Below are 9,679 nucleotides of genomic sequence, written 5' to 3'. Positions count from 1 at the left end.
GTGTTCATCAGTACCGGCGTCTACGCAGAGCATCGCACGGTAGTTAAAACCTTGTGGGAGCGAACTTGTTCGCGAAAGGGCAGGTACATTCTCCAAAAATGTACCGGCTGAACTACCGTCTTCGCGGACAAGTCCGCTCCCACAAAAGCACGATTACTTGAGTTCTGCAGGACCGGGGTATAACGCTGGCGCGGAGCGTTGGCACGGAAATCAATAAACAACTACTTATCCGAATGCCCCTGCGCCATGGCCACCACCACTTTGCGTTTGCCGGTGAACGGTGCACGGGAGTGGGCGGTGAGCATGTTGTCGAGCATCAGTACGTCGTTTTCCAGCCATGGAAAGCTGACGGTGCAGTCATCGAGCACGCCACGAATCTCGTCCAGCAGGCTTTCTTCGAGGGGTGAGCCGTCGCCGTAGTAAACATTGCGCGGCAGGTCTTCTTCATCCACGACATCCAGGAGGGTTTCGCGCACTTCCGGTTGCAGGTTGGAGATGTGAAACAGGTGCGCCTGGTTGAACCAGACGGTGTCGTGGGTCACAGGGTGGCGCGATATTGCCTGGCAGATCTGGCGGGTGCGCAGTTCGCCGTCGTCTTTCCATTCGCACTCGATGTTGTGCGCCCGGCAGTAGGCTTCGACCACGGACTCATCTTCGGTATTGAATACCTGACTCCATTCCACATCGAGCCCGTTGCCGTAGTTACGCACGTACATCAGCTTCTTTTCGATGAAGCGATCACGAATACGCGCCGGAATGCGCCGGTAGATCTCACGGCTGTCGGCAATCGGCGTTTCGCCACCGGTCTGCGCCGCGATCATGCTGTAGAACCAGATCTTCATCGGCCAGTCCAGCGTGTAGGCCTGCTCGTTGTGCAACGGGATGCTCTGATGCGCCGGGTATTCGGTGGAGGTATACACACCCTTGGTCACGTTACTGCGCGGCGTGGAGCCAAACTCGTAGTTGAGCAGCGGATCGCCGAAACCGGCAGCGAACTCACGAAACGCTTCCGCACCGCCGACGTCGAAGCCGCGAAACAGAATGCCGCCCGCGCTGTACAGGTGCGCGGCCACCAGCGGCTTGAGTTCGCCCAGCGCTTCCATCAAGTCCAGACCGGGCTCGGGTGCCTGTACCAGCATGGGCAAGCTGCCCGCCCCTGCAAGCAGCGGCCGGATATCCAAACTCAACGCATGACTCATGATGTCTCTCCCTTGATGGCAAAAGCGCCCGAGCCCCTGCGGCCTGGCGCAACACCAATGTCCAGATTGAACGTAGTTCGCCACGAGAAAATTAGCCGCCCAGCCCCTTTTCCTGCGCCATGTGGGGGCTTCAGATAGCTCTGAAACAATTTTTTTCATTTAAACGCAAAATATTCCTACAGGAATCTCATTCTCATTCGTCTTTAATTGAATGCGAGGCTTTATATCGCCCGCGCGTACAGACAGAAGGAGTCGCTTTGCGGCTGCTTTACATCGTGAATCGAGATTGTTTATCCATGTCGAAGAAGTCCCGTTCAAAAATCTGGTTTCTCGTCCACAGCTGGCTTGCCCTGCCCATCTGGTTTTTTGTGCTGATCGTCTGTGTGACCGGCACGCTGGCGGTCATCAGCAAGGAAATCATGTGGCTGGCCAACCCGGAGATGCGTGACAACCGCCCCTCCGACGACGCCCAACGCATGAGCTTCGAGCAGATTCGCGCAACCATCGAGCGCAACGAGCCGGACCTCATCGTCGGTACGATCATGCAGCCTGACGGCGATTACTTCGCCCTGAGCGTGTTCGTCACCTACCCGGACGGCCGCTCGGTGCCGGCTTACGTCAACCCTTACACCGGGGTGATTCAGGGCCTCACGCCGTCGTTCGACTTCCGCCGCTTCACCCGCGCGCTGCACGGCTGGTGGCTGGTGCCGTTCACCAATGGCTATTCGTGGGGCTGGTACCTGGTGTCGATTCTCGGCCTGCCCCTGCTCGCGTCGCTGGTGACCGGGCTGGTGGTCTACAAGAAATTCTGGCGCGGCTTTTTCAAGCCGGTACGCTTCAGCCAGGGCCCGCGGATTTTCTGGGGCGATTTGCATCGCCTCAGCGGCGTGTGGTCGATCTGGTTCATTGCGGTGATTTCCATCACCGGCACGTGGTTTCTGATTCAGGCGATTCTTGGCGATAACCAGATCAGTATCTCGAGCAAATCCCAGGTTGCCTCGATCATTCCACACAGCGCCGTGCCGCTGACTGCCGACGGCCGCCCGGCACCGACCATCAGTCTGGAAAAGGCCGTGGAAATCGCCAAGGAGCGAATTCCAGGTCTTGAAGCAAGCTTCATCACTCCGCCCTTCAATGCCTACAGCAACATGCAGGTTGGCGGGCGCAGCTGGTATCCGCTGATGTTTCAGACCGCCGAAATCAACCCGTACAGTGGCGAAATCGCAGCGTCACACCTGTTGTCGGACCGCAACAAGCTGGAGTTCGTCACCGAATCCATGCGCCCACTGCACACCGGCGACTTCGGCGGTATCTGGATCAAGCTGATCTAGGCGTTCTTCGGCCTGCTGTTGAGCATGATGGTGCTCAGCGGGTTGCTGATCTGGAGCAAGCGCACCGCGCTGGCGACGCTCAATGCCCTCAAGCGTGAGTCCAGAACCAGCCCGGCCACCTTCACCCCGGCATCGACTCCGGACACCACCCGCTCGCCACTGGCGACCCGCACCCCGGAGAACAGCCTGTGAGCAAGGCCGCTGTTGCACAACCTGCATCGTCGCTGAGTCGTTTCTGGCACGGATGGCGTTTCCACATCAACGTGCTGCTGGTGCTGATTCCGCTGGGCTTCATGCCCAAGTACTTCTCCGACAACGCGCTGGATCGCGGCGATCAGGGCCTTGGCCAACGCGACGTCGGCGAGATTCAGGTCGGCCCGTGGAGCCTGCGTCTGGCCGAAGACCGTAACGAAGCCCCGCGCCTGTCCGGCCCGTCGGGCTACATGAAAAGCTTCAATGCCGCGCTGTGCAACGCCTGCATCGACCGGGTCAAGGCCACTTACCTGCGCATCGGCAAACCACGCAGTCTGCGCACCGCCGGGGTTATTTTCTTTGGCGGTGGCTACCGCATGAGTGCGTTCATGCAGATTCCCGAAAACACCAGCGCCGACTCAGACCTGTGGATCACCATGGAAGGCTGGGACGGCGCCGTGCATCAGACTTCCATCCCGCTGCAACAGGCTTCGCCCACCACCGTGGCGTGGCTGAAAAAACAAGGAGCCAAACCATGAGTGCCCGCCCTTCCCTGCGCTGGCTGACGGCCAGCGCCCTGTGCCTGCTTGGCTTGAGTGGCAACGCACTGGCGCACAACCCGATGTGCGAATGCAAACAGATCGACAACGAGCAGATTCGCTGCACCGGCGGTTTTTCCGACGGCAGTGGTGCGCCGGGCGTGACCCTCGACGTGATCGGCTATGACGAAACCATTCTGGTACCCGGCAAGCTGGGTGAGGATTCGACCGTGACCTTCAAGCGTCCGGCTTCCGAGTTCTATGTGCTGTTCGATGCCGGCCCCGGCCATGTGGTGGAAATCGATCAGGCGGACATCCGCAGCCCATGAGTGCGCCAACCCGACAAATCGTCCGGCCGGCCGGCGCCGGGCATGAAACCCTGTACGTTCTGCTACTGTGCCTGCTGATCCTCGGTGTCGCGGCCGGAGTCGTCAGCCTGCACCGTGATACTCAGGAAACACACAGCCTTGCCAGCCATCAACTTGATGCGCGACGTGACCTGACCGCTGCCGAACAAGGCATCTACGCCGACCTGCGCGTGACTCTCGACGAAATTCGCCTGCTGGCAACCGAACAGCAACCCCCTGTTACCCCGCAACAACTGGGTGACGAGGGCTTTGCGCCGTTCTCCCAGGACGCCAGTTCGGTGAGCCGTGGCGGTCACGCGTGGCAAATGGTCGAGCAGTCCTATGTGGGCCTGAGCCAGACGCCGAACGTGGCCGGCTCGTTTCTGATGCGCATCGATTCGGACAACCAGCCTGACATCTGGATCAACCGCAGCGCCTCGATCGCACCTGTCAGCGACCTCGGCGACAAAGCCCTGGTCGACGCGGGCTGGAAACAGGTCGTCGCGCAATTCGATGCTGGCGTAACCCGTCAGCACCCACACTGAAACTTCGCATTCCTTTGAAAGAAGACCGCTTGCCCATGCCTATTTCATTCAAACGCCGTCCCTTGCTGCGCGTCCTGCTGGTGGGGTTGTTTGCCGCCCTGCTGGCACCGTCCAGCTACGCCGCCGACCCGGCCAAGCGCCTGCGCATCGGCATCACGCTGCGCCCGTATTACAGCTACGTGAGCAATATTGTCGGTGACAAGGCCGACGTCGTGCCGCTGATCCCGGCCGGTTTCAACCCGCATGCCTACGAACCGCGCGCCGAGGACATCAAGCGCATCGGTTCGCTGGACGTGATCGTGCTCAATGGCGTCGGGCACGACGATTTCGCCGACCGCATGATCGCGGCCAGCGAAACGCCGAACATCAAGACCATCGAAGCCAACGCCGACGTACCGTTGCTGGCCGCCACCGGGGTTGCAGCACGCGGCGCAGGCAAGGTGGTCAACCCGCACACCTTTCTGTCGATCAGCGCGTCCATCGCCCAGGTCAACAACATCGCCCGCGAGCTGGGCAAGCTGGACCCGGACAACGCCAAAACCTACACCGCCAACGCCCGCGCCTATGGCAAGCGACTGCGGCAGATGCGCGCCGACGCCCTCGCCAAACTGACCAAGGCCCCCAACGCCGACCTGCGCGTGGCCACGGTACATGCCGCCTACGACTACCTGCTGCGTGAATTCGGCCTGGAAGTGACAGCAGTGGTGGAACCGGCACATGGCATCGAGCCCAGCCCGAGCCAGTTGAAAAAGACCATCGACCAACTGCGCGAACTGGACGTGAAGGTGATCTTCTCGGAGATGGATTTCCCGTCCACTTACGTCGACACCATCCAGCGTGAATCCGGGGTCAAACTGTACCCGCTGTCGCACATTTCCTATGGCGAATACACCGCCGACAAGTACGAGAAGGAAATGGCCGGCAACCTCGACACCGTGGTGCGGGCCATTCAGGAGTCGGGCACATGACTGTCGCGCAGAACCTCGACATCGTCAGCCAGGGGCCAGGCATAGAGTTCAACCAGGTGAGCCTGAACCTGGGCCGCACAACGATTCTCGACCGCGTGCATTTCAACGTGCGCGCTGGCAGCGTACACGCGCTGGTCGGGCCGAACGGCGGCGGCAAAAGCTCGCTGATCAAGACCCTGCTCGGGCAGACACCGCATCAAGGCCAATTGAGCCTGCAATGGCCTGCCGCGCCGGGCCTGATTGGCTATGTGCCGCAGGCGCTGGAGTTCGATCGCGGCCTGCCGATGACCGTCGACGATTTCATGGCTGCCATGTGCCAACGACGCCCGGCGTTTATGGGCTTGTCGAAACACTACGCGGCAGCAATCGGCGATGCGCTGGAACGGGTCGGCATGCAGGACAAGCGCAAGCGGCGCATGGGCGCGTTGTCCGGTGGTGAGCGGCAGCGTGTGCTGCTGGCGCAGGGGCTGATTCCTGCGCCGCAATTACTGGTGCTGGATGAGCCGATGTCGGCTCTGGATGAGGCAGGGATTCAAGTTTTCGAGCGCCTGCTCGGTGACTGGCGCCGAAGCGGTATTACCGTGCTGTGGATCGAGCACGATCTGGATGCGGTGCGGCGTCTGGCGGATCAGGTGACCGGGCTCAATCGCCGCGTATTGTTCGACGAGCCTGCCGCCACGGCACTGACTCCGGAACGCCTGCTGACGTTGTTTTCTGCTCATCCGCGCACTGCCGATGCTGTTAACGGGAGCGTCGCGTGATGGATTACGAAACGTTTCGTCTGTTCATTCAGGGCCTCGCCTCATCCGGCTATCTGCCCGAAGCGCTGGCCTATGGCTTTGTGGTCAACGCCCTGCTTGCGGGCCTGTTGATCGGCCCGGTGCTGGGCGGTCTGGGCACGCTGGTCGTGGTCAAGCGCTTTGCGTTCTTCTCCGAAGCGGTGGGCCATGCGGCACTGACCGGCGTGGCCATCGGCATTCTGCTCGGTGAGCCGTACACCGGGCCTTATGGCGCGCTGTTCGGCTATTGCCTGCTGTTCGGTATCGTCCTCAACTACCTGCGCAACCGCACCGGACTGGCACCGGACACGCTGATTGGCGTGTTCCTCTCGGTGTCCCTGGCGCTCGGCGCAAGCCTGCTGCTGGTGCTGGCCGGCAAGATCAACGTGCACATTCTGGAAAACGTGCTGTTCGGCTCGGTACTGACTGTCAACGGCAATGACCTGCTGGTGTTGCTGATCGTTGGTTCGCTGGTCATGGGCCTGAGCCTGCCGTTGTACAACCGCATCATGCTGGCCAGCTTCAATCCGCAACTGGCTGCGGTGCGCGGCGTGGCAGTGAAGGCGCTGGATTACCTGTTCGTGATTCTGGTCACACTGATCACCGTTGCCGCCGTGAAAGTCATCGGCGCGATTCTGGTCGGTGCGTTGCTGGTGATTCCAGCGGCGGCGGCACGGCTGTTGAGCCAGTCGCTGAAAGGCTTTCTCTGGATTTCAGTGGCTATCGCAACCGTCAGCACCCTGTGCGGCATTCTGCTGCCTATCGTCTTCGACCTGCCTGTGCCGTCCGGCGCGGCGATCATTCTGGTGGCTGGCGTTGCCTTTGCCCTGGCCGCCATCGCCCGCGGCACGCTGCCCGCCCTGAAAGGGAATATTGGATAAATGCCTACTTTACGCACATTGACCCTGGCGCTGGCCATGACCGGCCTGTTCAGCAACAGCCTGTATGCCGCCGACGCCAAAGCCGACAGCGCTCAACCGGTACGGGTGCTGGCCAGCCTGCCGATTACCTACGGGCTGGGGGAAATTCTGCTCAAGGACAGCGGTGTCATGCTGGAACGCGCTGCCGCGGCCAACCTGCCCGGCTCGCGTCAGACGGCGTATTTCACCGGGCGTGGGGCCGATGCATTGCGCGGGCTGGCGAGCAATGCCGACGCGGTAATCGGCTTGCGTTCGATCTGGGCCGATGACCCGCTTTACCCTAATGCGCGCCGCAGCAATATTCGCATCGTCGAGATTGATGCGGCGCGGCCGGTGGACGGTGGTTTGCCGGGGATTGCTGTGCAGCCGGGTCAGGGCACTGACGGGCTGAACAGTCAGCCGTGGCTGGCGAGCAACAACATGGGGCGCATGGCCGATGTGCTGGCGGCGGACCTGGTGCGCCTGGCACCGAGTGCGAAGCCGAAGATCGAGGCCAATCTGGCGGCGTTCAAGCAGCAACTGCTCAAGCTGAGTGCCAGCAGCGAAGCGGCACTGGCCGGTGACGACAATTTAAGTGTGGTGAGTTTGTCAGACCGCTTCGGCTACCTGATCAACGGGCTGAATCTGGAGCTGATCGACAGCCAGGTGCTGACCGACGAACAGTGGACGCCCGAGGCATTGAGCAAACTGAGCGCGACCCTCAAGAATAACGACGTGGCGCTGGTGCTTGATCATCGTCAGCCGCCAGAACCGGTGAAGTCTGCAATTGAAGCGGCAGGCAGCACGTTGCTGGTGTTGGGGATTGATGGCGCTGATCCGCTGGCGGAGTTGCAGGGGGATATTCAGGGGGTTATCGAGGTGCTGGCTGGCAAGGGGTGAGCTTATCGTTGCTCACGCTCCAGCGTGGGGAATGCAGTTCATGACGCTCTGGGTCGCAAGAGGACGCGGAGCATCGGCACGATAGTTGAGATTATCGTTCCGCACGCTCCAGCGTGGGAATGCAGGTCGCGACGCTCTGCGTCGCAAAGAGGACGCAGAGCGTCCAGAACGGCATGACGACGCGGAGCGTCGCACGATAGCCTGGTTGGTCTACCAGCCAATCAGGCCGTCTGCGCTTCCATTTTCTGGCGCAGGCTCAGGGGGCGCATGTCGGTCCAGACTTCTTCGATGTAGGCCAGGCACTCTTTCTTGAAGCCGCTTTTGCCAACGGTGCGCCAGCCGGTGGGGATGGCTTTGTAGTCGGGCCAGATCGAATACTGTTCTTCGTGGTTGACCACAACTTGAAAGACGATGTCTTCCCGATCGAATACTGAAGTCATTGCTGCTCTCCGTGTTGGTTCAGTGCTGCTGTGCCAATTCATAGCAGCTATAGGGATTGAACGTATCGCTACGTCGAAAAATTAAAGCTGTGCGACAGCGGCGTTGAGTGCGCGACCAAAGATTTCGGCCACTTCGTCGACCTGCTCGGCGGTGATCACCAGCGGTGGCAGGAAGCGCACTACGCTGCCGTGTCGACCACCCAGTTCCAGAATCAGCCCGCGCTTGAGGCATTCGCGCTGGACCAGCGGGGCCAGACGGGCAAATACCGGCGGATGACCCTGCGCATCGCGCACACCGGCCGGATCGACCAGCTCGACACCCAGCATCAGCCCGCGCCCGCGAATATCGCCCAGTTGCGGGAAGTCACGCTGCAAGGCATGCAAGTGCCTGGACAGACGCGCGCCCATCGCCGTCGCGTGCTCGCAAATATTGTGTTCCTGAAGATAGCGCATTACCGCCGAACCGGTAGCCATCGCCATCTGGTTGCCACGGAAAGTTCCGGCGTGGGCGCCCGGCAGCCAGGTGTCGAGCCATGACCGATAAACCACCACCGCCAGCGGCAGGCTGCCGCCGATGGCTTTGGACATGACCATGACGTCCGGGATGATCCCGGCGTGTTCGAAGGCGAACATCTTGCCGGTGCGGGCAAAACCGCTCTGGATTTCATCGACAATCAGCGCCACACCGGCCTTTTCAGTAATACGCCGCACGCCGCGCAACCAGTCAAGGTCAGCAGGAATGACCCCGCCCTCGCCCTGCACCACTTCAAGAATGACCGCTGCAGGCAACTGCACACCGGCTTCCGGGTCGTTGAGCAGGTTCTCCAGATAATGCAGGTTGGCGCGCACGCCCTGTTCGCCGCCGAGCCCGAACGGGCAGCGGTAATCATAGGGGTACGGCAGAAACTGCACGCCTGTGCCGAGCAACGCGCCGAGCGGCTTTTTCGGCCCCAGGCTGCCCATCAGGCTCAACGCGCCCTGGCTCATGCCGTGATAACCGCCCTGAAACGACAGCACCGTGCTGCGTCCAGTGGCAGTGCGTACCAGTTTCAGCGCGGCTTCCACTGCATCGGTACCGGTCGGGCCACAGAACTGTATCTTCGCGTCATCGGCCAGTTGTTGCGGCAGCAGGCCGAACAGGTCCTGAACGAACTGGTCTTTGACTGGTGTGGTCAGGTCCAGGGTGTGCAGCGGCAACTCATCACTGATCACCTGCTGAATCGCTTCGATGATCACAGGATGGTTATGCCCCAATGCCAGCGTGCCCGCACCTGCCAGGCAATCGATGAAGCGCCGCCCTTCGACGTCCTCGACGTGAATGCCCTTGGCTCGCTTGAGCGCCAGCGGGATGCGCCGCGGGTAACTGCGCGCATTGGATTCCTGGCGATTTTGCCGCGCCAGCAATGGCGACTCTTCGAATTGATAGAGCGTTTCAGCCGCTGCCGGGGCAACCCGTGTCAACTGATCATCGATAAGCCTGGTAGCAACTGACATCTGTGCAACCCTCAATACGCTGGTTGAATGACCTGATGCATGACGG

At 60.9% G+C, this 9,679-nt stretch carries 10 protein-coding genes and 1 pseudogene; 8 read left to right on the top strand and 3 right to left on the bottom strand.

Annotated elements, in window-relative coordinates; all coding sequences use genetic code 11:
• Positions 1 to 221: 221 nt before the first annotated feature.
• Entirely contained in the window at positions 222 to 1,199 is a 978-nt protein-coding gene (locus tag AC4ANK_RS10575) for a TauD/TfdA family dioxygenase (protein ID WP_002552925.1), read from the bottom strand.
• 296 nt (positions 1,200 to 1,495) lie between these two features.
• Between AC4ANK_RS10575 and AC4ANK_RS10570 the strand changes: the two are divergent.
• The 8 genes and pseudogenes from AC4ANK_RS10570 to AC4ANK_RS10535 all read left to right on the top strand — a co-directional run bounded on the left by AC4ANK_RS10570 (position 1,496) and on the right by AC4ANK_RS10535 (position 7,699).
• Positions 1,496 to 2,722 (top strand): annotated as a pseudogene (locus tag AC4ANK_RS10570) (PepSY-associated TM helix domain-containing protein).
• Entirely contained in the window at positions 2,719 to 3,261 is a 543-nt protein-coding gene (locus AC4ANK_RS10565) for a hypothetical protein (RefSeq protein WP_002552923.1), read from the top strand. Before AC4ANK_RS10570 ends, AC4ANK_RS10565 begins: the two are co-directional and overlap by 4 nt.
• On the top strand, positions 3,258 to 3,590 hold the full coding sequence (locus AC4ANK_RS10560; RefSeq protein ID WP_002552922.1) for a hypothetical protein: 333 nt from the start codon (positions 3,258 to 3,260) through the stop codon (positions 3,588 to 3,590). Before AC4ANK_RS10565 ends, AC4ANK_RS10560 begins: the two co-directional genes overlap by 4 nt.
• Entirely contained in the window at positions 3,587 to 4,153 is a 567-nt protein-coding gene (locus AC4ANK_RS10555) for a DUF6162 family protein (protein ID WP_002552921.1), read from the top strand. Before AC4ANK_RS10560 ends, AC4ANK_RS10555 begins: the two co-directional genes overlap by 4 nt.
• Before the next feature lie 35 nt (positions 4,154 to 4,188).
• Complete coding sequence (locus tag AC4ANK_RS10550) at positions 4,189 to 5,121, top strand: metal ABC transporter substrate-binding protein (protein WP_002552920.1); 933 nt, start codon at positions 4,189 to 4,191, stop codon at positions 5,119 to 5,121.
• Positions 5,118 to 5,882 (top strand): metal ABC transporter ATP-binding protein, encoded by a 765-nt coding sequence (locus AC4ANK_RS10545; protein ID WP_002552919.1) that lies wholly within the window; start codon positions 5,118 to 5,120, stop codon positions 5,880 to 5,882. Before AC4ANK_RS10550 ends, AC4ANK_RS10545 begins: the two co-directional genes overlap by 4 nt.
• A complete protein-coding gene (locus tag AC4ANK_RS10540; RefSeq protein ID WP_031594922.1) occupies positions 5,882 to 6,781 on the top strand; it encodes a metal ABC transporter permease in 900 nt (299 codons plus the stop codon). Before AC4ANK_RS10545 ends, AC4ANK_RS10540 begins: the two co-directional genes overlap by 1 nt.
• Positions 6,782 to 7,699: a metal ABC transporter substrate-binding protein gene (locus AC4ANK_RS10535; protein WP_031594923.1), complete on the top strand. Its 918-nt coding sequence runs from the start codon at positions 6,782 to 6,784 to the stop codon at positions 7,697 to 7,699.
• 221 nt (positions 7,700 to 7,920) lie between these two features.
• Here the strand turns inward: AC4ANK_RS10535 and AC4ANK_RS10530 are convergent, their stop codons facing one another.
• Both AC4ANK_RS10530 and AC4ANK_RS10525 read right to left on the bottom strand, forming a co-directional pair.
• Positions 7,921 to 8,139 (bottom strand): MbtH family protein, encoded by a 219-nt coding sequence (locus tag AC4ANK_RS10530; RefSeq protein WP_002552917.1) that lies wholly within the window; start codon positions 8,137 to 8,139, stop codon positions 7,921 to 7,923.
• An 81-nt stretch (positions 8,140 to 8,220) separates the two neighbouring features.
• Positions 8,221 to 9,633: an aspartate aminotransferase family protein gene (locus tag AC4ANK_RS10525; protein WP_002552916.1), complete on the bottom strand. Its 1,413-nt coding sequence runs from the start codon at positions 9,631 to 9,633 to the stop codon at positions 8,221 to 8,223.
• Positions 9,634 to 9,679 lie beyond the last annotated feature (46 nt).

The sequence above is a fragment of the Pseudomonas sp. Pmew2 genome (assembly GCF_058129885.1).
Note: the sequence above shows the minus strand (reverse complement) of the source record. Positions and strands in the feature narration are given on the sequence as shown.